Source organism: Pseudomonas sp. UF-293, assembly GCF_058245595.1.
In genome coordinates this window covers 27,120-52,592 of record NZ_JBSICA010000023.1, presented here as the reverse complement: position 1 = coordinate 52,592, position 25,473 = coordinate 27,120, and the positions used below count along the sequence as shown (strand labels likewise).

The following is a 25,473-nucleotide window of genomic DNA, read 5'->3' as shown; positions in this document are numbered from 1 at the left end:
GGGAAAAGAGGTGCTAGCATAGAGCCACCAGTCGATCTCAGCATGCACCCTAACTAGTAGTCAGGATATGACCGAGCCAGAAGACCCCAGCCGTGAGCGTCTCAAGCACCACTTTGCCCAGCGGGTAATTCATCAGGCACGTCAGATTCTTGAGATATGGCAGCGCCTGCAACGCAGTGAGTGGTCCACCGTCGATCTCGCCGAACTGAGCGAGGCGAATCTGCGTCTGCTGCGTTTTGCCGAGCGCTTCGAACAGCCGGAACACACTCAGTTGGCGCACCACATCAGCCAGTCGTTGCAAGCGGTGGATGCCAACCGTGGGCGCCTCAGCAGCGGCCTGATCACCGACCTCAATCGGTTGATGCAGCGCCTGTCGCGCACCGGCCTGCGCCATGGCGACCAGCTCGACCAGACGTTCCTGCCGCCGCTGCGCAAGCCGATCTACGTGATGTTGCAGGATCACGATCGGGCCGAACGCCTGGCCAAGCAGCTCGAATTCTTTGGCCTGAGCGCACAGGCGCTGGACAGCGTGGCGGCGTTTCGCTCGTCGATGGTCGAGCGCTTGCCCGCGGCGATTGTCATGGACGTGGATTTCAGTGGCCCCGGCATCGGCCTGAAACTCGCCGCCGAAGCTCAGGTCGGGCTCGAAGAACCACTGCCGCTGCTGTTTTTCAGCCTGCACGAAACCGACACCCCGACCCGCCTCGCCGCCGTGCGCGCTGGCGGTCAGGAATTTCTCACCGGCACCCTCGAAGCCTCGAGCCTGCTGGAAAAAATCGAAGTGCTGACCTGCGTCGCTCAATACGAGCCTTATAAAGTGCTGATCATCGACGACTCGCGCGCCCAGGCCTTGCACACCGAGCGCCTGCTCAACAGCGCCGGAATTGTCACCCGCACCTTGATCGAACCGATTCAGGCGATGGCCGAACTGGCGGATTTCCAGCCGGATCTGATCATCCTCGACATGTACATGCCGGCCTGCACCGGCACCGAGCTGGCCAAAGTCATCCGCCACAACGACCGCTACGTCAGCGTGCCGATCATTTACCTGTCGGCCGAGGATGATCTGGACAAGCAGCTCGACGCCATGAGCGAGGGCGGCGATGACTTCCTGACCAAGCCGATCAAACCGCGACACCTGATCACCACCGTGCGCAACCGCGCCGCGCGGGCGCGCAATCTCAAGGCGCGGATGGTCCGCGACAGCCTTACCGGCCTGTACAACCACACGCACATCTTGCAATTGCTCGAAGACTGCTCGTTCCGCGCCCGCCGCGAAAACAAGCCGCTGAGCTTTGCCATGCTCGACATCGATCACTTCAAGCGGGTCAACGACAGCCACGGCCACCCCATGGGCGACCGGGTGATCAAGAGCCTGGCGCTGTTTCTCAAGCAGCGTTTGCGCAAGACCGACTTCATCGGTCGTTACGGCGGCGAAGAGTTCGCCATCGTCATGCCCGACACCGATATCGACGCGGCGCATAAAGTCCTCGACGAAATTCGTCAGCGCTTCGCCGAGATTCATTACCCGGCGCAGCCGCAGGACCTGTGGTGCACCTTCAGCGCCGGCGTGGTGGAAATGTGCGATGACTCCGACAGCCTGATGATGGCCAGCCAGGCCGACGAGGCGCTGTATCGCGCCAAGGGTGCAGGACGCAATCGGGTGCAGGCCGCGCGACAGTCAAAGCAAAGTGCCACTTTTTCATCGGAATCCACTGATTCGGTCATAACCTTGTAATGGAACCGCAATAAATTCAGGCGCTTACCATTTCTGCCGTTGGTAGCCGTCATGCGCCTGAAGTTGCTCACCAATCTCAACACTCTGCTGCTGGTCGCCGTCTGCGTGGCCCTTGGCGCCACGCTGTGGTGGTCGCAAAAAGCCCTCGAACGTCCGTATCTGTTGATGGAGCGTTACCTCGGGCTGTCGCAACAATTTCAGAACGAGGTGGCGCGCAACGTTGAGGATTACCTCGCCAGCGGCGACGCGCTGCGCCTGAGCAGCGCCGCTCAGGCCATCGACAGCGTGCAGAAACAACTGGATGAATTGCCTCCGGCGTTGGCCGACGCCGTGCGGCCAAGCCTGTCGAGCCTTGATGAATTCAGCAAAACCGACCTGCTCGCCGCCGGCAAACTGGCTGGCGATCCGCAGGCGCTGCTGTTGCAGGCCGAACGCGAACTCAGCGCCAGCCTCGACCAGCTCAATACCTACGCCAATGGCAACGCGACTTATCTCGCGCCACTGCTCGCCGCGTCGCAGCATCTGGGCAGACTGTCGCTGGCGCGGGACAAACTGGTCAGCAGCGGGCGCAGTGAACTGGCCGCCGATGTCGAGCGCGAAGTGAGCAACATGCGCGCTCAGGCCGAGGCCATCGATGCCCTGCCCTTGCTCGGTGTGGTCGCCAGCAACGAATCGAGCAGTGACGATTTCGCCGCATTGATGGGCATCGAAAACACCGAAAAAGCCGCCACCGAAGATGCTGGTGTCGCCCTCAAACGCGAACTGAACAGCTTGCTTGGCCGCTATCCGGCGGAACTGGCGCGCACCCGCGAGCAGATCCAGAAACGCGCCGATCTCAGCGCCGCCACCCACGAAAAAATCGCCAGCGTGCAACACGCCATTGCCGGCCTCGAACCGGTGGTGCGTGCGCAACACGGGCAGATCCAGGGTGAAGTGCGCCTGATGCAAGGCGTGATGATCGGCCTGATTCTGCTGATCGCCCTGCTCATCGATACTTTGCAGCGGCGCCTGGCCCGCACCCTGACCAACCTCGCCCCGGCGCTGTCGACCTGGGCCGAAGGCGATTTCAGTCGCGACATCCAACTGGGCAAGACCAATCGCGAACTGCACGACATCGAAGCCTCGCTCAATCGCTTGCGCGCCTATCTGGTGGACCTGGTCGGCACCATTCGCGGCAACGCCGAGCAGGTCGCGGGCAGCAGCCGCACCCTCGCCGAACTGAGCAATGATCTGCACAGCGGCGCTGAGCATCAGGCCGGCGATACCGCGCTGATTCGCGACTCGCTGGGTGAACTCGAGGCAACCATTCAGCAAGTGGCTGGCGATGCCCGTCAGGCTGCGGACGCCAGCCGCCACGCCGGACTGGCCGTCGAACATGGCCAGACGGTGATCGGCCAGAGCCTGACCGGGCTGCATGCGCTGGTCGGTGAAGTTCAAGGCAATGCGCAGATGATCGAACATCTGGCTGAAGAATCGGCAACCATCGGCGGCGTGCTGACGGTGATTCGTTCGATTGCTGACCAGACCAATCTGCTCGCCCTGAACGCCGCGATCGAGGCCGCCCGCGCAGGGGAGATGGGCCGTGGTTTCGCCGTGGTCGCCGAGGAAGTACGCTCGCTGGCACAACGCACCGCCGGGGCCACGGCGGAAATCCAGACGCTGATCGCCGGCCTGCAGACCGCCGCGCGCCAATCGGTCGAAGGCATGCGCGCGCAGGTCGAACACGCCGAGGCCACGGCCAGTCAGGCGCAAGCGGCGGACGGTGCATTGGACAAAATCGTCGGCGCGATCCAGACCATCGCCGACACGGCTGTGCGCATTGCCGATGTCACCGCGCAGCAAAGTGGCGCGGTCAGCGAAATCCGCGACCACAGCGAGCGCATTCATCAATTGGGTGGGGATAACCTGCTGCGCATCGGCCAGGGGCGCGAACAGGGCGAGAATTTGTTGGTTCTCGGCGGCCAACTGCACACAGCCGTTCAGGCCTTTCGCGTCTGACACACCGCCTTCGCGAGCAGGCTCGCTCCCCCACTGGAATGCATACCCCTGTGGGAGCGAGCCTGCTCGCAAAGAGGCCCTTGCCAACATCGCGAATGACCGGATCAGCTCACCCGGTCACAAATTTCGCGCAAACATCGGCCATCGTGCCGCCTATTGCATGGAACTGGACAGTCACAAAGGCTTTGCGGCATAGTCGCCGGGTTCTGACGACTGCTCATTGATAACAAGGACAATGCAGATGGCAACGCTACTGGTGCTGCACGGCCCCAATCTGAACCTGCTCGGCACCCGGGAACCGGGGACCTACGGGTCGACGACCCTGGCGCAGATCAATCAGGATCTGGAGCGGCGCGCCCGTGACGCCGGGCATCATCTGCTGCATCTGCAAAGCAACGCCGAGTACGAATTGATCGACCGCATCCACGCTGCACGCGGTGAAGGCGTGGACTTCATTCTGATCAATCCGGCGGCTTTTACGCACACAAGTGTCGCATTACGTGACGCGCTGCTGGGAGTGAGCATCCCATTCATCGAAGTGCATTTGTCCAACGTGCACAAGCGCGAACCTTTCCGCCATCACTCCTACTTCTCCGATGTAGCGGTAGGAGTGATCTGCGGCCTTGGCGCCAGCGGTTACCGACTGGCCCTGGAGGCCGCACTAGAGCAGCTTGAACACCAAGCTATACGCCCCTGACCGACCCTTGGGAGTTGATGATTCATGGATATCCGTAAAGTTAAGAAACTGATCGAATTGCTGGAAGAGTCCGGCATCGACGAGCTCGAGATCAAGGAAGGCGAAGAGTCCGTACGCATCAGCCGCCACAGCAAGACCCCGGCGCAGCAGTATTACGCGCCAGCCCCGATGCAGGCTCCGGCCGCTGCCCCTGCCGCCGCGCCAGTCGCTGCCGCAGCCCCGGCTGCCGCTGCTGCACCTGCGCTGAACGGCACCGTTGCCCGTTCGCCGATGGTCGGCACCTTCTACCGTAAATCTTCGCCAACCTCGCCAGCCTTCGTTGAAGTCGGCCAGACCGTGAAGAAAGGCGACACCCTGTGCATCGTCGAAGCCATGAAGATGATGAACCACATCGAAGCTGAAACCAGCGGTGTGATCGAATCCATCCTCGTCGAAGACGGCCAGCCGGTTGAGTACGACCAACCGCTGTTCACCATCGTTTGAACCGCGGAGAGCCTTTGATGACTGCGAAGTTGGAAAAAGTTCTGATCGCTAACCGCGGTGAGATCGCCCTGCGGATTCTGCGTGCCTGCAAAGAGATGGGCATCAAGACCGTCGCCGTTTACTCCAAGGCCGACAAAGAGCTGATGCACCTGGGTCTGGCAGACGAATCCGTCTGCATCGGCCCGGCGTCCGCCGCTCAGTCTTACCTGCACATTCCGGCCATCATCGCTGCCGCTGAAGTGACCGGCGCTACCGCCATTCACCCAGGCTACGGTTTCCTCGCGGAAAACGCCGATTTTGCCGAGCAGGTCGAGAACTCCGGCTTCGCCTTCATCGGCCCGAAAGCCGACACCATCCGCCTGATGGGCGACAAGGTATCGGCCAAGCACGCGATGATCGAAGCAGGCGTACCGACCGTTCCAGGTTCTGACGGCCCGCTGCCGGAAGACGAAGAAACGGCGCTGCGCATCGGTCGTGAAGTCGGCTACCCGGTGATCATCAAGGCCGCCGGTGGCGGTGGTGGTCGCGGCATGCGCGTGGTGCACAAGGAAGAAGACCTGATCGCCTCGGCGAAACTGACCCGCTCCGAAGCAGGTGCGGCGTTCGGCAACCCGATGGTCTATCTGGAAAAATTCCTCACCAACCCGCGCCACGTCGAAGTGCAGGTACTGTCCGACGGCCAGGGCCACGCCATCCACCTGGGCGACCGCGACTGCTCGCTGCAGCGTCGTCACCAGAAGGTTCTCGAAGAAGCGCCGGCACCGGGCATCGACGAGAAGGCGCGCCAGGAAGTACTGGCTCGCTGCGTCAAGGCGTGCATCGACATCGGCTACCGTGGCGCCGGTACTTTCGAGTTCCTCTACGAGAACGGTCGTTTCTACTTCATCGAAATGAACACCCGTGTTCAGGTGGAGCACCCGGTTTCGGAGATGGTCACCGGTATCGACATCGTCAAGGAGATGCTCAGCATCGCCGCTGGCAACAAGCTGTCGTTCACTCAGGATGACGTGGTCATTCGCGGTCACTCGCTGGAATGCCGGATCAACGCTGAAGATCCGAAAACCTTCATGCCGAGCCCGGGCACGGTCAAGCATTTCCACGCTCCAGGCGGCAACGGCGTTCGCGTCGATTCGCACCTGTACAGCGGGTATGCCGTGCCACCGAACTACGACTCGCTGATCGGCAAGCTGATCACTTACGGCGCAACCCGCGACGAAGCCATGGCCCGCATGCGCAATGCCCTGGACGAAATCGTGGTCGACGGGATCAAGACCAACATCCCGCTGCACCGTGATCTGGTTCGTGACGAAGGCTTCTGCAAAGGTGGTGTGAACATTCACTACCTCGAGCACAAGCTGGCCAAACAGTCGTAAGACTGAAGCGCTTGAAAAACCCGATCCCTGCGGATCGGGTTTTTTTATGCCTGGAACAGCCCCTCAGTTCAGCGACACCAGCGAAAAAGCATGCCCTTGAATCAATTCAGGAGTCGCTTGACGCCCGCCCTGATCGACCACCGCGCCAGAGGCATCCTGTTGCAGCGGCTTTTGACGAAACCGCTCCATGAATAACCTGGCGCGTTTCGATACCGGATCGGTGGCATATCCCGCTCGCTGCAAAGGTACCCGACCGGATAATCCTGGCCGGCCAGCATCTCGGCGACGAATGCCGGTTCCAGCGGCTGATTGCGTCGCGAAGGACCACTGGTCACTTCGAGAACAACGGCGAAATCCGTACCGATCGGCCCCGCTGCGAGCAACTCGCTCAGACTGCGGTTCTGCGTCGGCTCGCCAACCGCTGAACGCCATCTCAGGCGAACGTCAATGCGGTCCGGTTCGACCTCCATGTCAAGCTTGAGCTGAATGTAGTCAATCGCCTGTTGCCGGGCATAGGCGCGCAACGAGCCGTAGCCCTCCAGCAGATCATCGAGCGCTGCCTGGGCCTGCGCCGTCTGCTCTTGATAACCGCGCAACCTCGCACGTTCCGGCTCATTCAGCACCCGCAACCAATGTGGCAACTGCGCGTATGACTGCGCTTCGAGCCTCCTCTTTTCTGCGCCCGTTGCCAGCGCCGTCAACCGATAGCGCCGAGCGCCCCGTTCCTGAACCTTTTCGATCTGCCTGCGCAATCGATCCGGCGTCAGTCCCGCGAGACGGTCCGAGTGGAACAGCGCGTCGATATCGCTGATGTAGCGCCGCAACTTGCGCAGGACCAACTGATCGAAGGCAGCCTCCAGCCCTTTGGTTTCCCAATGTGTTCGCAGGTAGTTTTTGTATTGATCAAGGAAGTGCCCGGAAACACTATCCACGGTCTGGACGACCGCTTGACGATGGCCGACCGGCAATCCCCGATCAGTTGCACCCGGCCAGCGGTACGGCGCATCACGGATCGCCAGGTACGTCACCGGCTTGCCGTCGATGATTTTTTGCAGGATCGCATCAATCAAAGCCAGCACGAACCCCGGATCGATATTGCCGTGCGGGTAATGATTGCGCAGCTCGGTCAATGCGAAATCTTCCATGGCCTCCAATAAGGTCAGCTGACTGCTCAGACGCTTGTCGATCAGCACCTGCCAGCGCGTAATCCGCAGCAGAATTTCCTGGGTCGTTCCTGTGGGCGCAGCGGCTTGCGATCGTTTGTCTTCTCCAATCCCTTGTTCATCCGCCATATCGTCCAGCCCGTTTGTACGTATAAATGAGCTTTCACTCTATTTATCGCCATCCGCACGCAGGCGATACCTATGTATATCGCCCCGGCGAATGTGTAACAGCAAAGCGGCGTGTCCACTTTGCCGGCGACCTGGCGTAAACTGCGCGCTTTTGCAGCTTCGGGCTGCCCCACAGATTTTCAAAGGTGCCCGCCATGCCTTGGCTGCAAGTCCGTCTCGCCATCACCCCGGAACAAGCCGAAACCTACGAGGACGCATTTCTCGAAGTCGGCGCCGTGTCGGTGACCTTCATGGACGCCGAAGACCAGCCGATCTTCGAACCGGAACTCAATACCACGCCGCTGTGGTCGCACACCCACTTGCTGGCGCTATTCGAAGGCGGCACCGAACCGGGGCCGGTGCTGGCTCATCTGGCGTTGCTGACCGGCAGCCCGCTGCCCGAGCACCACAGCGAAGTCATCGAAGACCAGGACTGGGAACGCACCTGGATGGACGGTTTCGAGCCGATGCGTTTTGGCCAGCGCCTGTGGATCGTACCGAGCTGGCATGCGGCGCCTGAGCCTGACGCGGTCAATCTGCTGCTGGACCCGGGCCTGGCGTTCGGCACCGGCACCCACCCGACCACCGCGCTGTGCCTGGAATGGCTCGACGGCCAGGATCTGAAAGACTGTCACGTACTGGATTTCGGCTGCGGCTCGGGGATTCTGGCGATTGCCGCCCTGCTGCTCGGCGCCAAGGAAGCCGTGGGCACCGACATCGACGTGCAGGCACTGGAAGCCTCGCGCGACAACGCCGGGCGCAACAACATTGCCGATGAACTGTTCCCGCTGTACCTGCCCGAGGATCTGCCGCAGGTTCAGGCCGACGTGCTGGTGGCCAATATTCTCGCCGGTCCGCTGGTGTCTTTGGCGCCGCAATTGTCCAGCCTCGTCAAGAGCGGTGGGCGTCTGGCGCTGTCGGGCATCCTCGCCGAGCAGGGCGAAGAAGTAGCGGCAGCCTATGCGCAGGACTTCGAACTCGACCCGATCGCCAATCGCGACGGCTGGGTGCGCATCACCGGGCGTCGGCGCTAAAATGACCGCTTGCCTGAACCGGATCGCCGCATGACCGACAGTTTCGTCACCCAGTGCCCGCATTGCCAGACCAGTTTCCGCGTCAACCATGCCCAGTTGAGCGTGGCGCGCGGGGTGGTTCGTTGCGGCTCCTGCCTGCAAGTGTTCAATGCTGCCAAGCAGTTGCTCGAGCAACATGCCGGCAAGGACACGGTGACGCCGGTCGCACCAGCGCTGCCTGAAGCGCCCGCGCCTGTCAGCGATGCTGCGGTCGTCGAACAGCCCCCCGCACCGCGCGCCATCAGCCAGAAGCAATGGAGCGCGTCGGAACTGGATCTGGACAGCCTCGATCTGGACGAAGAACTCGCCCGCCTCGAACAGCGCGAAATCCAGCCGGTCGCCGAATTCGGCCGGGCCCGCGAAGAATCCTTGAGCGCCCGGCGCGACAGCCCGGAACCGGACGAAGGCACATGGTCCGACAGCCTGTTCAGCGAGCCCGCCGATGAGCGCAGCACCGCGTCGGATGTCGAGCCAGATATCGAGCCGTATATCGAGGTCGTAGAAATCCTCGAACCCGAGCGCACCGAACCCTCGTTGTCGCTGGAGCCGGTGGATCTGGATGACGAGCCGCCGATCCCGCAACTGCGCCTGCACGATCCGATCGACCCCAACGCCCGCCGCGAACGGTTCTCGGCCAGCGACGACAGCGATGACGACGATCTGCCATTGATCACTTCGCCGCGCAAAAAACGCGAACGGGCCGAGCCCGGCGTGCGCGCCGAGGTCCTGCAGGATCTGACCGACGACCCGCTGCAGCTGGACTGGCAGCAACGTCGCTCGCCCTGGGGCCGGCGCCTGCTGTGGCTGGTGCTGGTGGTGTTGGCGGCCGGCGGTCTTGCCGCTCAGTACGTTGCCTATCACTTCGAAGAACTGGCGCGACAGGATCAATACCGGCCGTGGTTCCAGCAAATCTGCCCGCAGATCGGCTGCACCGTGCCGTCCAAAGTCGACATCGGCAAAATCAAGAGCAGCAACCTGGTGGTGCGCAGCCATCCGGAGTTCAGCGGGGCATTGGTGGTCGATGCGATCATTTACAACCGGGCGACGTTTTCCCAGCCGTTCCCCTTGCTCGAACTGCGCTTTGCCGACCTCAACGGTCACCTGATCGCCAGTCGTCGCTTCAAACCCGGCGAATACCTGAGCGGCGATCTTGAGGGCCTGGCGGAGATGCCGCCGCAGACGCCGATCCACATCGCCCTGGATATTCTCGATCCGGGGCCGAAAGCGGTGAATTACAGCCTCAACTTCCACTCACCGGAATGAACCGCTTCAGCGTTTCCTGATTGACGGCATTTTTCTGACTGGATCGCAGCCAACCAAACCGTTGGCGATAACAGAATAACTGTTCAGATTTTGTTCAATTCAGCCTTTAACCAGTCATCGAGAGCGGGTATCATGCCCACCCTTTTTCGAACTCTCATGATCCGGCCCCACTTCAGGGAAGTCCTATGTCGGCGGTACGCATCGGCCCATATACATTGCAGAACGGTTTGATTCTCGCCCCAATGGCGGGCGTCACCGACCAGCCCTTTCGTCAGCTGTGCAAGCGTCTGGGCGCAGGGCTTGTAGTCTCGGAAATGGTCACCAGCGACATGAGCCTGTGGAATACCCGCAAGTCGCGCATGCGCATGATCCACGAAGGCGATCCCGAGCCACGCTCGGTGCAGATCGCCGGTGGCGATGCGCAGATGCTGGCCGATGCGGCACGGGCCAACGTCGAGCTGGGCGCGCAGATTATCGATATCAACATGGGCTGTCCGGCCAAGAAGGTCTGCAACAAGGCCGCCGGCTCCGCGTTGCTGAAAGACGAAGCACTGGTGACCGAGATCCTGCAGGCCGTAGTGGCCGCGGTTGATGTGCCGGTCACCCTGAAGATCCGCACCGGTTGGGATCGCGAGAACAAGAATGGCCTGAACGTGGCGAAGATCGCCGAACAGGCCGGGATCACAGCGCTGGCCGTGCATGGCCGCACCCGCGCCGATCTGTACACAGGGGAAGCCGAGTACGACACGATTGCCGCGATCAAGCAGGCCGTGTCGATCCCGGTATTTGCCAACGGCGATATCGATTCGCCGGAAAAGGCCCGTTACGTGCTTGATGCGACCGGTGCCGATGGCCTGCTGATTGGCCGTGCCGCTCAAGGGCGGCCATGGATTTTTCGCGAGATCGAACATTTCCTGCGCACCGGCGAGAAATTGCCCGCGCCGGAACTGAGCGAAGTGGAACGCATCCTGCTGGAGCATCTGGCTGCCCTTCACGCTTTCTATGGCGACGTGATGGGCGTGCGCATTGCCCGCAAGCATGTGGGCTGGTATCTCGCAACCTTGCCGGGCGCCAGGGAGTTTCGCGCCCGTTTCAATCGTTTGGATGGTACGGAAACACAATGCGCCGACGTTCGGGAGTTCTTCGCCGAGCGTTACAAGAGCCTGACAGGGGACGAAGAAGGGGTGGCCGCATGACGATGATGACCGAGACTTTAGTGAGTGGAACAACACCCGTGAGCGACAACGTGAATTTGAAACAGCACCTCAACACGCCGAGCGAAGAAGGCCAGACCCTTCGCGGGAGTGTCGAGAAGGCGCTGCACAATTATTTCGCCCACCTTGAGGGCGCGTCCGTCACGGATGTGTACAACCTGGTGCTGTCCGAAGTCGAGGCGCCCCTGCTCGAAAGCGTGATGAACTACGTCAAGGGCAACCAGACCAAGGCCAGTGAGCTGCTGGGACTGAACCGCGGCACGCTGCGCAAGAAACTCAAGCAGTACGATCTGCTGTAAGCATTCAATCAAACCAGAAAGGCGCCCGCGTAAAAAACGGTCGCCTTTTTTGCTGACTTCCTTTGCTTTTGATGGAAATTGAGATGACCGACCAGACTACCCGCCTGCCGATCCGCCGCGCCTTGATCAGCGTTTCCGACAAGACCGGGATCCTCGAATTTGCCAAGGAGCTTGAAGCTCTGGGCGTCGAGATCCTCTCCACCGGCGGAACGTTCAAGCTGCTGCGCGACAACGGCGTTGCCGCAGTGGAAGTCGCGGATTACACCGGTTTCGCCGAGATGATGGACGGTCGGGTGAAAACCCTGCACCCGAAGATCCACGGCGGCATCCTCGGTCGTCGCGGTACTGACGATGCGATCATGAACGAGCACGGCATCAAGCCGATCGATCTGGTAGCGGTCAACCTTTACCCGTTCGAAGCGACCATCAACAAGCCAGGCTGCGACCTGCCGACCGCCATCGAGAACATCGATATCGGCGGGCCGACCATGGTCCGTTCGGCAGCGAAAAACCACAAAGACGTGGCCATCGTGGTGAATGCCAGCGATTACGCCAACGTTCTGGAAAACCTCAAGGCCGGCGGCCTGACCTACGCTCAGCGTTTCGACCTGATGCTCAAGGCCTTCGAACACACCGCCGCCTACGACGGCATGATCGCCAACTACATGGGCACCGTGAACCAGGCCGCTGAAACCCTCAGCACCGAAGCTCGCAGCGAATTCCCGCGCACCTTCAACAGCCAGTTCATCAAGGCCCAGGAAATGCGCTACGGCGAGAACCCGCACCAGAGCGCGGCGTTCTACGTGGAAGCCAAGCCTGCCGAAGTCGGCATCGCCACCGCGACCCAACTGCAAGGCAAAGAACTGTCGTACAACAATGTCGCCGATACTGACGCGGCACTGGAATGCGTGAAGAGCTTCGTCAAGCCGGCCTGCGTGATCGTCAAGCACGCCAACCCGTGCGGCGTGGCGGTCAGCCCGGACGCTGAAGGCGGCATCCGTCAGGCTTACGAACTGGCCTACGCCACCGACACCGAATCGGCGTTCGGCGGCATCATCGCCTTCAACCGTGAACTGGATGCCGAGACCGCCAAAGCGATCGTCGAGCGTCAGTTCGTTGAAGTGATCATCGCCCCATCGGTCAGCGAAGAAGCCCGTGCCATTGTTGCCGCGAAAGCCAACGTACGCCTGCTGGCCTGCGGCGAGTGGTCGGCTGACCGCGCCGCTGCCTGGGATTACAAGCGCGTCAACGGTGGCCTGCTGGTGCAGAGCCGCGATATCGGCATGATCAGCGCCGATGACCTGAAAGTGGTGACCAAGCGCGCACCGACTGAACAGGAAATCCACGACCTGATCTTCGCCTGGAAAGTCGCCAAATACGTCAAATCCAACGCCATCGTCTACGCCAAGAACCGTCAGACCATCGGTGTCGGCGCCGGCCAGATGAGCCGCGTCAACTCGGCACGCATCGCCGCGATCAAGGCTGAGCACGCCGGCTTGCAGGTGGCCGGCTCGGTCATGGCGTCCGACGCGTTCTTCCCGTTCCGCGACGGTCTGGACAACGCGGCCAAGGTTGGCATCACTGCGGTGATCCAGCCGGGCGGTTCGATGCGTGACAACGAAGTGATTGCTGCTGCTGATGAAGCCGGCATCGCGATGGTCTTTACCGGCATGCGCCACTTCCGTCACTGATTCCGCTCCCTCTGGATGCAGGCTTTGTGTAGGAGCTGACGAGTGAAACGAGGTTGCGATCTTTTGATCCTGTATTCAAATAGCAAGATCAAAAGATCGCAGCCTTCGGCAGCTCCTACAGGGCCCGAGCTCAGAGGTTTGGCAGCGCCCCACAGAATTTGAGGTTTTTGAAATGAATGTTTTGATCATTGGCAGCGGTGGCCGTGAACACGCTCTGGCCTGGAAAGTGGCTCAGGATCCGCGCGTGCAGAAGGTTTTCGTTGCACCGGGCAACGCTGGCACCGCCATTGAAGCCAAGTGCGAAAACGTCGCCATCGACGTGTTGGCGCTCGAGCAACTGGCCGATTTCGCTGAAAAGAACGTGTCCCTGACCATCGTCGGCCCGGAAGTGCCGCTGGTGGCTGGCGTCGTCGATCTGTTCCGCTCCCGTGGCCTGGACTGCTTCGGTCCAACCGCCGGTGCTGCGCAACTGGAAGGTTCGAAGGCCTTCACCAAGGACTTCCTCGCGCGCCACAAGATTCCGACTGCCGATTACCAGAACTTCACCGAGATCGAGCCGGCCCTGGCTTATCTGCGTGAAAAAGGTGCGCCGATCGTGATCAAGGCCGATGGCCTCGCTGCCGGCAAAGGCGTGATCGTCGCCATGACCCTGGCCGAAGCCGAAGACGCGGTGCGCGACATGCTCGCCGGCAACTCGTTTGGCGACGCCGGTTCGCGCGTGGTGATCGAGGAGTTCCTCGACGGCGAAGAAGCCTCGTTCATCGTCATGGTCGATGGCAAGAACGTCCTGCCGATGGCTACCAGCCAGGACCACAAACGCGTCGGTGACGGCGACAGCGGCCCGAACACCGGCGGCATGGGCGCCTACTCCCCTGCTCCGGTGGTCACCGCCGACGTGCATCAACGGGTGATGGACCAGGTGATCTGGCCGACCGTGCGCGGCATGGCCGACGAAGGCAACGTCTACACTGGTTTCCTTTACGCCGGTCTGATGATCGACAAGGCCGGCAATCCGAAGGTCATCGAGTTCAACTGCCGCTTCGGCGATCCGGAAACCCAACCGGTGATGCTGCGTCTGCAATCGAGCCTGGTGCTGCTGGTTGAAGCCGCATTGGCGCAAGCGCTGGACAAAATTGAAGCGCAATGGGATCCGCGTCCGAGCGTCGGCATTGTGCTGGCCGCCGGTGGCTACCCGGGCGACTACGCTAAAGGCGCGGCGATCAATGGTCTGGATGCAGCGGCGGGCCTGGAAGGCAAAGTCTTCCACGCCGGCACCGCATTGAAGGACGGTCAGGTCGTTACCGCTGGCGGTCGCGTACTCTGTGCCACGGCCATGGGCGCCACCGTCGGTGAAGCGCAGCAGCAAGCCTACAGACTTGCTGCTGCCATCGACTGGGAAGGCTGCTTCTACCGCAAGGACATTGGCTACCGCGCCATTGCCCGTGAACGCGGCGAAACCCAGGAGTAAGCGACCTATCAGGCCCGGCGCGGGATGCCATTCCTCGCCGGGCTGTTCGGTCGTCGCGCATCGTTATATTCTGGCATCAACCTACGAAGGGATTTCGCCGTGCGCTGGCTCAGGATTGCCATAAGCTTCACCGTCACGCTGATGACCTTGCTCTGCATGCTCCCGGCCCAGGCCGCGCAAGGCAGTGGCTGGTCGGTATTGCTTGACGATCAGGGCATCCTGCAACTGAGCGACATCCGCTCCGCTCGCTACACCAATCAATTCAGCCCCATCGAGCTTGACCGCCTGACCGCGGCCGAACCCGAGGGCGCCCTGTGGCTGCGCTTCAAACTGGCGCCGGGCAAGCACGAACAAGTGCTGCGCATCTTTGCCCCCGACCTGTCACAGCTCAATCTCTACGTGCTCGACGGCGACCGGCTGATCGAGCAACGCAATACCGGCAACGAACGGCCCCAGGCCGAACATCCTTTGCCGAGCAGCGATTTCATGCTGCCGCTGCCCCAGGCCGACAAGCCGCTGGACGTCTATGTACGCATGGTTTCCGGCCATCAGCTGCGCCCGCACATCACCCTGCAAGCGGCAATCGAAGGCGCAGCCGATCAGAAGCAGACGCTGATTTTCGGCCTGCTGTTCGGCTGCCTCGCGATGCTCCTGCTGCACAACCTGGTGCGCTACGCCTACTCACGCTCGCGCAGCAGTCTGTGGCTGGCGATCTGTGAGGGCCTGCTGGGGCTGAGTCTGTTCCTGTTGCTCAACCTCGCCGGTCCGTGGCTGCCGAACTGGCAAGCCATTCAGACGCCGGGCGCTTATCTGGCATTGCTGCTGACGGCTCCAGCCGGGTTGATGTTTGCCCTGCGCTTCTTTGCGCCACTGGGCCAGCACCCGCTGAACAAACTGCTGTGGGGCGACATTCTGTTGATCGTTACGTGCAGCCTGTTGCTGCTGTTCGTCAACACCCTGCCGCTGAACATCATCACCTACGCACTGGTGGCGCTGGCCGGCCTGAGCATGTTGCTGGTGGGCTTCTATCACTGGCAAAAAGGCTATCGCCCGGCGCGCCTGTTCGTCGCCGCGATGGTCGTGTTCAACATCGGCACGCTGGTCATCCTCCCGGCCCTGCTCGGTCTGACGCTGGTCACGCCGCAGGGCCTGATCATGACGCTGATGGTGTTCATCTGCATCAGCGGCCTGTTGATGAGCATTGCCTTGGGTGAGCGACAGCGCAGCATCACCGAAAGCCGCTTCAGCATCAGCCGCGACCTGGCGGCAAGCAACGCCGAAATCAACGCCAAAGCCGAATTCCTCGCCAAGATCAGCCACGAAATCCGCACACCGATGAACGGTGTACTGGGCATGACCGAGCTGCTGCTGGGCACGCCGCTATCGGTCAAGCAGCGCGATTACGTGCAGACCATCCACAGCGCCGGCAACGAACTGCTGACACTGATCAACGAGATCCTCGACATCTCCAAGCTCGAATCCGGGCAGATCGAACTCGACGACGTGCAGTTCGACCTCAATGCGCTGATCGACGATTGCCTGAGCATCTACCGGGCCAAGGCCGAGCAACAGAACGTCGAGCTGATCAGTTTCATCCAGCCGCAAGTGCCACGGGTGATCAGCGGCGATCCGACGCGCCTGCGCCAGACCTTGCTGAGCCTGCTGGAAAACGCCCTGAAGAAAACCGAAGAGGGCGAAGTGCTGATCGTCGTCGCCCTCGACGAGCGCAGCAGCAAACCGCGCCTGCGCATCGCCGTGCAGGACAGCGGCGCGCCGATGGAGCCGGAAGAGCGCGAAGCGTTGCTGCACGCCGAACTGCACAGCAAGCACTTCCTTTCGGCCAATCGCCTCGGTGGCAATCTCGGCCTGGTGATCGCGCGGCAGCTGATTCGTTTGATGCAGGGCGAGTTCGGCATCAAGAGCGGCGCCACTCAGGGCAGCACTTTGTGGCTGACCTTGCCGCTGGACCCGGATCGCCTCGAGCATCCGACGTCCGACCTGGACAGCCCGCTGCAAGGCGCGCGGGTGCTGGTGGTCGACGATAACGACACCTGCCGCAAAGTGCTGGTGCAGCAATGCAGCGCCTGGGGCCTGAATGTCAGCGCCGTGCCGTCGGGCAAGGAAGCGCTGGCGCTGCTGCGCACCAAGGCGCACCTGCGCGACTACTTCGACGTGGTCCTGCTCGACCAGAACATGCCCGGCATGACCGGCATGCAACTGGCAGCGAAGATCAAGGAAGACCCGAGCCTGAACCACGACATTCTGCTGATCATGCTCACCGGCATCAGCAATGCGCCGAGCAAGATCATTGCGCGCAATTCGGGGATCAAACGGATTCTGGCGAAACCGGTGGCCGGCTATACCCTCAAGACTACGTTGGCGGACGAACTCAATCAGCGCAACAAGGGCCAGGTGGTCTACCAGCCGCAAGTGCTCACGGCGGCTACGGCGGCCAAAGTGCCGAGCGACTTCCGCATCCTCGTCGCCGAAGACAACACCATCTCGACCAAAGTGATTCGCGGCATGCTCGGCAAGCTCAACCTGCAGCCGGACACCGCGAGCAATGGCGAAGAGGCGCTGCAAGCGATGAAGGCCCAGCGTTACGACCTGGTGCTGATGGACTGCGAAATGCCGATCCTCGATGGCTTTTCCGCCACCCAGCAACTACGTGCCTGGGAAGTCAGCAATCAGCGCATCCGCACACCGATCGTGGCCCTCACCGCGCATATTCTCGCCGAACATAAAGAACGCGCCCGCCAGGCCGGCATGGACGGGCACATGTCCAAACCGGTCGAGCTGTCGCAGTTGCGCGAGCTGATCGAGCACTGGGTTGCGCAGCGCGATCAACAGAACCGGGCCACGACCCAGCCGTCGTAAACCGACAGAGCCGGCAGTGCCTGATAGACTCCCCCACGACTCCATCGCCAGTGAGCTTGCACCATGCTCCATGTGTTGTTCAGCGTTTACCTGAAGATGCTGGTGCTCTACAGCCCGTTCTTCGTGTTGTCCTGCTTTATCAGCCTGACCCGCGGCTATTCGCGCAAGGAGCAGCGGCGTCTGGCCTGGAAGGTCGCTCTTGCGACGCTGATTTCCAGTGTTTTGCTCTATTTGTTCGGGCGGGTGATTTTCGATGTCTTTGGTATCACTGTGGATGCGTTCCGCATCGGCGCCGGCAGTGTGCTGTTCATTTCCGCGCTGGGCATGGCCCAGGGCAAACCAGCGGTGCAGGCCGACAATGTGCAGCAGGACGTGACCATCGTGCCGCTGACCATTCCACTGACGGTCGGCCCGGGCACCATCGGTGCATTGCTGGTGATGGGCGTCAGCCAGCCGCACTGGGACGACAAGCTCACGGCGATCATGAGTATCGCGCTGGCCAGTTTCACGGTCGGCGTAGTGCTGTATCTGTCCAATCGTATCGAACGGATACTGGGTGATCAGGGCCTGCAGATCGTCAGCCGCTTGATGGGGTTGTTTGTTTGCGCGCTGGCAGCGCAAATCATATTTACCGGTGTGAAAGGTTACCTGGTGCCCTGAGCGGCGCCGCAGCGCAATGACCACAGCGAAACGCCGCGCACGGTCACCGTGTGCGGCGTTTTAGTGTGCAGCGACCTCAGCGCAGCGCAGCGATCACCCCTGTCAGGCTGGCCGTTGGCTCGGCACCGCGCGCACTGACAAAGGCTTCCAGCCCTTGAGCCAGCATGAAACTGTACGGCAGGCCGGCAATGGGCAGCACCAGCTTCAGCGGCTGGCGCGGATCGAAATTGCGCACGATCAGACTGCGCCCGGAGTCGGGATCGGTCAGCACCACATTGCCATCGACCCGCGACATCAACCAATGCCCACACTCGTCGAGGTCCAGAAACAACAGGCACGGTTCTGTCGTATCAGCGGCGCAAGGCTGCCGCACATCGACCACGATGCAATCCAGACGCTGCCAGGCCTCTTGCGATACCTGGTAGCCGCCAGTCTGCGGACCGAAGGCCAACAGCAGCTTGTCGACGCCATCGGGCAGCAACCTGGCGACCTCGGTAATGTCATGACCCACTTCGAGCGTCATGACCTCAGCATCGCGATGAGCATGACTCTCGGGTAGCCAGACGCCTTCTTTCGGGCCAGCGCTATAGATCAATTGGTCGACCGGGTCGAACAGCAACGGATACCTGGCCCCACGTGTGCCGAGCCAGGCCGACCACTGTCCGTCGCTGCGACCGGCCAGGTCGAATAATCGATCGAGTTTCGGCAAGTAATACAGATAGCGTCCGGGCACGCTTGAGACTTGCACGACAGCCGGGTGGGAATGGTCGCTCAGCAACGCTTTGAGGCGCGCACGTAATTGCTCATCGGTCTGACTCGGCACGTAAGACCAGCGATTTTCCACGGCAACGATCATGGCTGGCTGATTATCCGACAATTGCAGATGCACCCCATCGAGCGTCTGCGCGACCAGCCCTTCACCCTGGCGCCGCACCTCGCTAAAGGCCCATGACGTCCATACCTTTTGAGCCCTGAGCAGCGACTGCGGCTTGAGCAAACGATGCTCAGCCGAAAAAGCTCCGCGCAGCGCTTCGATCGCCACCAGCGGCTGGCGATAAAGTTGTCCCGTGCCTGGCTCTGACAACCACACAGCTTTTTTATCCGGCGTCGGGCCGAGCAGCGATAACTCCTTGCCTTGACCGATATCGGCCAAAGCGATTTGCCCTTCTACGTACCATGCCGCCAGCAAAGCCTGCCCCGCCGCATCGCGCAAACCAAGGATCGGAAAAGGCGTCAACGGTGCGGTTTTGACCAACCCGGGCAGTGCGCTCAACCAATCGGCGTTACGCTGCAGCCAGCGCTGGCCAATGCCGGCAAACCGCAGGATCGAGGGTTTATCTGCCTGATCTCGCCACGCTTCATCGCTTCTGAGGGGTGGCACCCCGAACTTGAGCGCAATGGCTTCGTCGCTCACAGCCGCTGCGGGCACATCAATGATATCGACCTCAAACAGGCGGCCGTCTTCTCTGGTGGCGATGAAGCGCTGACGGGTCTGAGTGAGCTCGACCACATCGCGCTCGATCACCACATTCTCCCAACGCCCGACACGCGGTTCGATGCCGCGACTGATCGTTCCCTCCTGCTGGCTATAGAACAGCACCGCGTTGTTTTCACGGCTGGACGGCATCAGCATCAACAAGTCTTCGGGCCAGGACAGGTCTTGTCCGGCCTGAATGCATTTGCCGGTCGTCTTGTTCAACCAGGCCCGGTCGCTTAACCGCAGCCCCGCATAGCCCTCGACGACTATGAAGGGAGCGTAAGACCACTCGCTGGTGCTGACGGTCGTGCCTGGCGAGTCGTGCGCGAATGGCACGTCGATCTGGCGCAATGCTTCGCGCGGCTCAAACCGGTAGTCCTCGGCCGCGAAAACAACCTTGCAAGCCGTCAACTCCACGTGCTGCGTGGTAATGCGGTACTCGATAGTCGTGGTGCCGTGCGATGTTTCTGCCGTCAGCTTTTGCGAAACCCGCAGCGCGCCATCGGTCAGTTGCTCGCATCCGGTGATCGTCGAGCCTATGCGCGGGTTCTTCAAACGGTAGCGATGCTCAACGGTGCCGGTCAGCACATCGACGCGCCATACCGTGGGATGAGCTCGATGGTAGAACCACGCATGGTGAGCGCTGACACCCGCCAGAACCAGGCCTTCATTGACCTCTTGCGGGGCGTCACGTGCAAACAGCACTCGATCCCGCACAGTGTCGTACCAGGCGGTGGTGACAATTTGCCGACTCGGCGCACTGAACGGCACCCTGAAGTTATGCAAGGGCACATACGCAGTTGTCAGTTGTCCGGTTCTGACCTGAGCCTGCAAGAAGTTCAGCACTGGCGCCGCAATGCCTCTGGTTGCCGCGTTGGCGAGGCGCATTTGCTCGGCGACTTTGTCGCGGCCGGTGCCGTAGTTGAGGATGATGCCGACCAGATGCAGGCTGAGGCCTGTCCAGTCGACCCGGAACAGCCCTTCGGCCAGCTCGATGATGCCATCGAAACGATTCAATACGAGGCCATCGACCAGCATTTCAGGTGCGCTGTCGACACTGTCTCGTGGTTTCCGGCGGAAGCTGACCTGTTCCATCCGTGCCCAAGACGCTTGCACCGTCCAGGTCACTTGTTGCCACCCCTCCGCTTGCTCGAAGTTCACTGCCAGCAAGCCCGGCACCAGTCGAATCCGGTACTGCCCCTGCGGTGCAGTGATCTGGTAGGCGATTTTCCTGCGCCACTCCTGCGGCAGATCCGGGACAACCAGCTCACGCACCTCTTCACTCAAGCGGACCTTGATCGTCGTGACCATGAATACCGGATGCAGTTTGTAGAGGATGTGCGGCGCAAACGGCGTACTGAACAGATAAAACACACGGTTGCCCTGGGTGTCATATTCCAGCTGCTGCGCCAGGCGGTCGTGCAACCGCGGATAGCGGGTGGTGGCAAAAGGCACAGCCCCCGCGCTGCCGATCTGATATTCGTAGCCGTAATAACAAATCGGCGAGCACGGCAGCACCACGGCTTGCGGCGAAGTCCCCCAAATGCTGCCCACAGCAGGTCGCTCAAAGGCACTGGGAATATTGATCGCGGCATGGCGCCTGGCCGGATCGTCGTCGTACTGCGGCAGCTCCAGCGCACTGCCCTTCCAGGGATAGAACTTCTGTCCTTCGAACACGACCCTTCTGCTTTGCAAGTCCAGATCGGTAATCACTGCCAGCGAAGGGAACTGCAAGACCTTGCGATAGCTTTCGTAGGACTCTTGATAAGCGTCGTAGATCTGCGACAGGTGCTCGCCGATGGCTGCAGCCTTGTCCATGATCTGCCCGAGATTACTGGCGATCGCGGTCACGCCGATGCCGATACCCAGCAACGGCACGGACAGCGACGCCGCTACACCGCCAACGATGCCCCCCGCCGCCAGGGCGACCACATCCAGTCCCAGTGCTGCGACGTTGAAGGCCAGCGATGTGGCAAACCGTGCCCCCTGCTCATGGTTTTGCGCCAGCGACAGGTTGTAGATGTCGAAGCCGATATTGGCCACGGAAAAGGCCACGCCGACTCCTGTAGCGGCACGCCCCGCCAGTCGCCCGGCCAACGACGCCTGCTGTAATGCCTGCTCGCCTGCGGCTACTTGCCTGACCAGGTTGGCGATCTGCACCGCGTCAGTGACGACGCCAAACCCCAACTGCGCATAACTGACGTACACCTGGATTTGCAGGGCGGTACTCAGAGTCGGCGGATGATCCGCCACTCGGTAATCGCGCTGGCGCATTTCGCTGATGAGGGTTTGCAGAGCGAAAGCAAAGCTCAGTCGGCTGCCACCGTCGGCGTCACCGGCCTGGCGTGGCTCGCCTGCCGCGACCTGCACGAGGCGATCGACATGCTGCCTGACCCTGCTGAAGCGCTCATCTCGGGTCGAGACTTCGAGGGTGCGTTGCGCATTCCCCGAGTCGACCAAGGTCAGACGGAAGCCACCGTCGTCGGCAGGTTTGACGGTATCGAGCAGCGGCAGGTACTCACGCCCCAGGTTTTGCTCATCGCGTAAACGCAGGGTGGCCGCCTCGAACTCGCCGGCCCAGTAACGCGCATCCAGTTGCGCCAGACTGGCGCCCATTTGCGCGTTTTCACTCAATGAGCGCGCACGGGCCAAGGCTTGCTTGTGCCACACCGAAACAGACCGATGATCCGCATCGGCCTGGTTGTGCAGGAAACTGTCTACGCGCAAATCGGAGGCCAACACCAGTTCGGCGAGGGTCCCGGTCTTCAACTCGATCACGTTGAACTGCGCCGAGGCCATTTCACCCAGGCCATAAAGACGGGCGAGCATGCTGTCATCAGCGCTCAGATAACCGGCGACGCTGCGTTTGAGTTGCGCACCATTGGCAAACGCGTAGATGGCGAAATTGGGGTCATAAAAGCGGTAGACCATTCGCTCCCCCACCCGCACCTTGGCGAGCAGCAAAGCGTGATCGCCGGTGTCGAGCAACAGGACACTGGGCGCACTGTTCGCGTCCAGCGTTTGCAACGCGCCATCAAGGCTTTGCCGGCCGCGACCCTGACCAATCTCAGCGGTAGGCAACGCTCGCAGCTCGTCCAGCGCATTGAGCAAAGCGCGCGAACCGATTTCGTCAGGGCTGAGGGTGGCGGTGGCGACGTGCCCCACCAGCGCCCGCTCCGCAGATTCCCCTGCCGCCACGGCCGCGCCCATCAGCAAAGCCAGCGGATAACAACGCCGACCGGGCTCGCTCACTGTGCTGAGCAGCAGGTCCTGAGACACTTGCCGCGCCGAAAAAGCCCCGGCTCCGACGAAGATCTCGCGCACCTGTGCGCTGCGCTGGAGGATCTGCGTACGGAACTCGTTCTGCGCCGTACGCTTGATTTGCCCGATGCGCTCGCCCCACTGACGCAGCGTCAGGGGTTGCGACATCGCCAGCACCTTGAGTGCTCGCGCGCTTTGCGTTGCCGCACGCGGGCTGCTGGCGAGGCCGGCTTCGAATGCCGGCGAACGGTTCAGGCGCAACTGTTTTTCCACGGCGTCGTAGCGCGCAAAGGTACCCTCGGCTGCGGTTTCGCCAGCCAGTTCGCGCACCGTTTGCCATGTCTGCGCAAAACCGGAATCGTCGAGGCGCGAAGCGCCAAATACGCCACCGAGCAGAACGCGCGCCATCGGGCTCAGTTGTTCCAGCGGCAGCGAGCCATGGGCAATCTTTGTCAGCAATTCGTTGAGGTGGCTGATGACGTCGGCGCCGTGGGAGAGCGGCAATTCGCTCACGGGTTGCGCGAGAATCTGCTGGCGCGTGTCAAAGCTGATGGCGACGGTTTTATCGAAGGCAATCTCGCCGCTCAACTTTTCGCGCATTGCATCGATGAACGGTTCGCCGAGGTCGTCCATCAATTGCTGCAAAACCGACGTCAGCAGCACCGGCTTGCCTTCGATCACCGGCCAGCCGCGCCTGAAGGTCAGCGTCTGCTCCCTGAGGAGTTCCGGCATCTGCCCGGCATACCGGGATTTGAGCTTTCCCTGCTGCCATTTGCCGCGCTCGTTTTCCAGCCATTGCTCGTCCGTGCCTTTGACGATCCAGCCGGACACCGTTTCCTCTTCAGTCTGAAAGTTATATCCCTCGCGCAACTTCAAATGCGCAAGCACCGGATTCAATGCGTCCGGGTCAAGATGCGCGTCGATATATTCCCTCAACCCGGCAAGTGCCGCACCCGGCCCAGTCAAAACGATAGTGCCGCCTGCCTCGTTGCGAATGCCGTCCTGGAAATAGCCGAAAATCGCCTTGAACAAGCCAGCCAGATAAACGTCATCCCAAGCGGTCAGGTTGGCCTGAGTCCTGATCTCATTGATGACGTTTTCAATCACCGTCAACAACTGCTCGGCCTGCGACCAGGCAAAACCGGAAGCCGCCATGGTCGCTTCGACTTTACGCAGAATGTCGTAATTGAAGCGGATCGTTTCCATGATCGACAAGGTCATGCCGCTGGCAGGCTGAGCCAGGAAATGCGCGTTCATCTCCGCGCCCAGCTGTTGCCCCATGCGAAAACCGTTCTCGGCCACGTCTACCACTTTCGGCGCCACGAACAACTCGCGCACGCCGGGCTTGCGCTGGGCAAATGTCACCAGCGCATCTTTATGCTGTTCGGGAATGCGCTCAGTGCTATCGGGATAGCGCTGGCGCTCGCGGCCCGGCATCAACGCCGGATCATGATTGAGCAGAAGCTGCAAGACACCGAGGCGCTGCCCGTCATTGAAGGCCGAGATATCCACACCGCCGAGGCGATCCGCCAGCGGTGGCAGATAATCCATGTCGGTATAGCGCCCACCCTCAAGGTGCTCGGCCTGCAGACGCACGACATCACTGGCGGCAGCAAAATTGCCGCGCAGCGCCACTTCCCGTTGATAGACATCCGCCAGAAAGTGCTCCGCGAACTCCTCGCGGACATCGCGCAAGCGCAGTTGCGGCCCCACCATCGCCAGATGGCTGTCCAGGCACTGTTGACGGAAAGCTTCCAGAGTTGCGCGGTCCTTGCCATACCCGCGCACCAGCAGATCGATGCGCGCCAGGTCTGCGCGACCGGCCCACTGCGGCTGCTGCAGATGCTCGAACATCTGCTGTTTGAGAACCCGGGCGCGCTCTTCAATCATACTGGCCAACTGACCGGGACGACTGACCTGATCGCCTCCTGACTCCATGGCGTCGAGCCGGGCACTGTCGAGAATGACGCGGTTCATTTCGAAGGACAGCAAGGCATCGCTGTCGTACCACAGGTTGAAACGGTAATCCTCCGGCGCGAGGACTTGTTGCCAGATGTTCATGTAGTCGCGTTGAATCGCTCCCACTTCGCTGCCGCCTACCCAGACGAAATGCACAATGTTTGGCGCGGGCCTGGCTGTGCCTGACAACATCGCAAGCGTCTCGGAAAGCCGGAAAATGTAACGCTGCAATTTGCTTGAAAGTTCATCGACAGCAGCCGGGACAGGCGTTGCCTTGCGCTTGAGCAGATTAGCCAGTTGTTCAGTGAACAAACTTGCCAACTCAAGTTTCTGCGCAGTGTCGGCTGCCGCTTTGAAACTTTCATATGTGTATCCAAGCGCTTGGTAAACGCTGTCACCGGCAAATTCACCGAGTGTCTTTTTTATCAATTCATACTCTGGCAGCGAGACAAACTCACGGCCACTGAAGTCACGATTTCTGAGCGCCATTGCGTCATCCTTGATTTATTCATAAATGGCGCAGGCGAACGCATCATTGCGCCGCCAGTGGCCACAGGTGCGGGCTGAAACGACGGCAAAGCGCGCCTCAGGGCAGCAACTTATGGCGCACC

15 protein-coding genes are annotated in these 25,473 nt (G+C 61.2%); 13 read left to right on the top strand and 2 right to left on the bottom strand.

The window, feature by feature from the left end; all coding sequences use genetic code 11:
- Positions 1–67: 67 nt before the first annotated feature.
- The 5 genes from gcbA (at position 68) to accC (ending at position 6,289) form a co-directional block, all read left to right on the top strand.
- Complete coding sequence (gene gcbA / locus AC4IHP_RS21105; RefSeq protein WP_490832660.1) at positions 68–1,738, top strand: diguanylate cyclase GcbA; 1,671 nt, start codon at positions 68–70, stop codon at positions 1,736–1,738.
- A 51-nt stretch (positions 1,739–1,789) separates the two neighbouring features.
- The gene (locus AC4IHP_RS21100; RefSeq protein ID WP_490832659.1) at positions 1,790–3,736 is read left to right on the top strand and encodes a methyl-accepting chemotaxis protein; all 1,947 of its coding nucleotides are present in this window, start codon (positions 1,790–1,792) and stop codon (positions 3,734–3,736) included.
- 241 nt (positions 3,737–3,977) lie between these two features.
- Entirely contained in the window at positions 3,978–4,433 is a 456-nt protein-coding gene (gene aroQ / locus AC4IHP_RS21095) for a type II 3-dehydroquinate dehydratase (protein ID WP_125917543.1), read from the top strand.
- Positions 4,434–4,457: 24 nt separating this feature from the next.
- A complete protein-coding gene (accB, locus tag AC4IHP_RS21090; protein WP_016771862.1) occupies positions 4,458–4,916 on the top strand; it encodes an acetyl-CoA carboxylase biotin carboxyl carrier protein in 459 nt (152 codons plus the stop codon).
- A 17-nt stretch (positions 4,917–4,933) separates the two neighbouring features.
- On the top strand, positions 4,934–6,289 hold the full coding sequence (accC, locus tag AC4IHP_RS21085; protein ID WP_024011424.1) for an acetyl-CoA carboxylase biotin carboxylase subunit: 1,356 nt from the start codon (positions 4,934–4,936) through the stop codon (positions 6,287–6,289).
- A 101-nt stretch (positions 6,290–6,390) separates the two neighbouring features.
- On the opposite strand, the gene AC4IHP_RS21080 is transcribed toward accC, so the two are convergent.
- Positions 6,391–7,581 (bottom strand): hypothetical protein, encoded by a 1,191-nt coding sequence (locus AC4IHP_RS21080; protein ID WP_490832658.1) that lies wholly within the window; start codon positions 7,579–7,581, stop codon positions 6,391–6,393.
- A 194-nt stretch (positions 7,582–7,775) separates the two neighbouring features.
- Between AC4IHP_RS21080 and prmA the strand changes: the two genes are divergently transcribed.
- The 8 genes from prmA to AC4IHP_RS21040 all read left to right on the top strand — a co-directional run bounded on the left by prmA (position 7,776) and on the right by AC4IHP_RS21040 (position 18,165).
- Complete coding sequence (prmA, locus tag AC4IHP_RS21075; RefSeq protein WP_490832657.1) at positions 7,776–8,654, top strand: 50S ribosomal protein L11 methyltransferase; 879 nt, start codon at positions 7,776–7,778, stop codon at positions 8,652–8,654.
- 30 nt (positions 8,655–8,684) lie between these two features.
- A complete protein-coding gene (locus tag AC4IHP_RS21070) occupies positions 8,685–9,956 on the top strand; it encodes a DUF3426 domain-containing protein (RefSeq protein WP_490832656.1) in 1,272 nt (423 codons plus the stop codon).
- A gap of 185 nt (positions 9,957–10,141) precedes the next feature.
- The gene (gene dusB / locus AC4IHP_RS21065; protein ID WP_041480672.1) at positions 10,142–11,152 is read left to right on the top strand and encodes a tRNA dihydrouridine synthase DusB; all 1,011 of its coding nucleotides are present in this window, start codon (positions 10,142–10,144) and stop codon (positions 11,150–11,152) included.
- Positions 11,149–11,469 carry a DNA-binding transcriptional regulator Fis gene (gene fis, locus AC4IHP_RS21060; RefSeq protein WP_002555375.1) on the top strand — a complete coding sequence of 107 codons (321 nt, stop codon included), beginning with the start codon at positions 11,149–11,151 and terminating at the stop codon, positions 11,467–11,469. Before dusB ends, fis begins: the two co-directional genes overlap by 4 nt.
- Before the next feature lie 83 nt (positions 11,470–11,552).
- Positions 11,553–13,160 carry a bifunctional phosphoribosylaminoimidazolecarboxamide formyltransferase/IMP cyclohydrolase gene (gene purH, locus AC4IHP_RS21055; RefSeq protein ID WP_460123593.1) on the top strand — a complete coding sequence of 536 codons (1,608 nt, stop codon included), beginning with the start codon at positions 11,553–11,555 and terminating at the stop codon, positions 13,158–13,160.
- 172 nt (positions 13,161–13,332) lie between these two features.
- Positions 13,333–14,628, top strand: a complete 1,296-nt coding sequence (gene purD / locus AC4IHP_RS21050) for a phosphoribosylamine--glycine ligase (RefSeq protein WP_490832655.1) — start codon at positions 13,333–13,335, stop codon at positions 14,626–14,628.
- 99 nt (positions 14,629–14,727) lie between these two features.
- Positions 14,728–17,505, top strand: a complete 2,778-nt coding sequence (locus AC4IHP_RS21045; RefSeq protein ID WP_460123588.1) for a hybrid sensor histidine kinase/response regulator — start codon at positions 14,728–14,730, stop codon at positions 17,503–17,505.
- A gap of 63 nt (positions 17,506–17,568) precedes the next feature.
- Complete coding sequence (locus tag AC4IHP_RS21040; RefSeq protein WP_016771870.1) at positions 17,569–18,165, top strand: MarC family protein; 597 nt, start codon at positions 17,569–17,571, stop codon at positions 18,163–18,165.
- A gap of 76 nt (positions 18,166–18,241) precedes the next feature.
- On the opposite strand, the gene AC4IHP_RS21035 is transcribed toward AC4IHP_RS21040, so the two are convergent.
- Positions 18,242–25,351, bottom strand: a complete 7,110-nt coding sequence (locus tag AC4IHP_RS21035; protein WP_490832654.1) for a TcdA/TcdB pore-forming domain-containing protein — start codon at positions 25,349–25,351, stop codon at positions 18,242–18,244.
- Positions 25,352–25,473: the final 122 nt, after the last annotated feature.

What these genes read in the sequence shown, in the direction of transcription:
- gcbA (WP_490832660.1), top strand. Translation starts at nt 68, where the DNA reads ATGACCGAGCCAGAAGACCCCAGCCGTGAGCGTCTCAAGCACCACTTT.
- AC4IHP_RS21100 (WP_490832659.1), top strand. Translation starts at nt 1,790, where the DNA reads ATGCGCCTGAAGTTGCTCACCAATCTCAACACTCTGCTGCTGGTCGCC.
- aroQ (WP_125917543.1), top strand. Translation starts at nt 3,978, where the DNA reads ATGGCAACGCTACTGGTGCTGCACGGCCCCAATCTGAACCTGCTCGGC.
- accB (WP_016771862.1), top strand. Translation starts at nt 4,458, where the DNA reads ATGGATATCCGTAAAGTTAAGAAACTGATCGAATTGCTGGAAGAGTCC.
- accC (WP_024011424.1), top strand. Translation starts at nt 4,934, where the DNA reads ATGACTGCGAAGTTGGAAAAAGTTCTGATCGCTAACCGCGGTGAGATC.
- AC4IHP_RS21080 (WP_490832658.1), bottom strand. Translation starts at nt 7,581, where the DNA reads ATGGCGGATGAACAAGGGATTGGAGAAGACAAACGATCGCAAGCCGCT.
- prmA (WP_490832657.1), top strand. Translation starts at nt 7,776, where the DNA reads ATGCCTTGGCTGCAAGTCCGTCTCGCCATCACCCCGGAACAAGCCGAA.
- AC4IHP_RS21070 (WP_490832656.1), top strand. Translation starts at nt 8,685, where the DNA reads ATGACCGACAGTTTCGTCACCCAGTGCCCGCATTGCCAGACCAGTTTC.
- dusB (WP_041480672.1), top strand. Translation starts at nt 10,142, where the DNA reads ATGTCGGCGGTACGCATCGGCCCATATACATTGCAGAACGGTTTGATT.
- fis (WP_002555375.1), top strand. Translation starts at nt 11,149, where the DNA reads ATGACGATGATGACCGAGACTTTAGTGAGTGGAACAACACCCGTGAGC.
- purH (WP_460123593.1), top strand. Translation starts at nt 11,553, where the DNA reads ATGACCGACCAGACTACCCGCCTGCCGATCCGCCGCGCCTTGATCAGC.
- purD (WP_490832655.1), top strand. Translation starts at nt 13,333, where the DNA reads ATGAATGTTTTGATCATTGGCAGCGGTGGCCGTGAACACGCTCTGGCC.
- AC4IHP_RS21040 (WP_016771870.1), top strand. Translation starts at nt 17,569, where the DNA reads ATGCTCCATGTGTTGTTCAGCGTTTACCTGAAGATGCTGGTGCTCTAC.
- AC4IHP_RS21035 (WP_490832654.1), bottom strand. Translation starts at nt 25,351, where the DNA reads ATGGCGCTCAGAAATCGTGACTTCAGTGGCCGTGAGTTTGTCTCGCTG.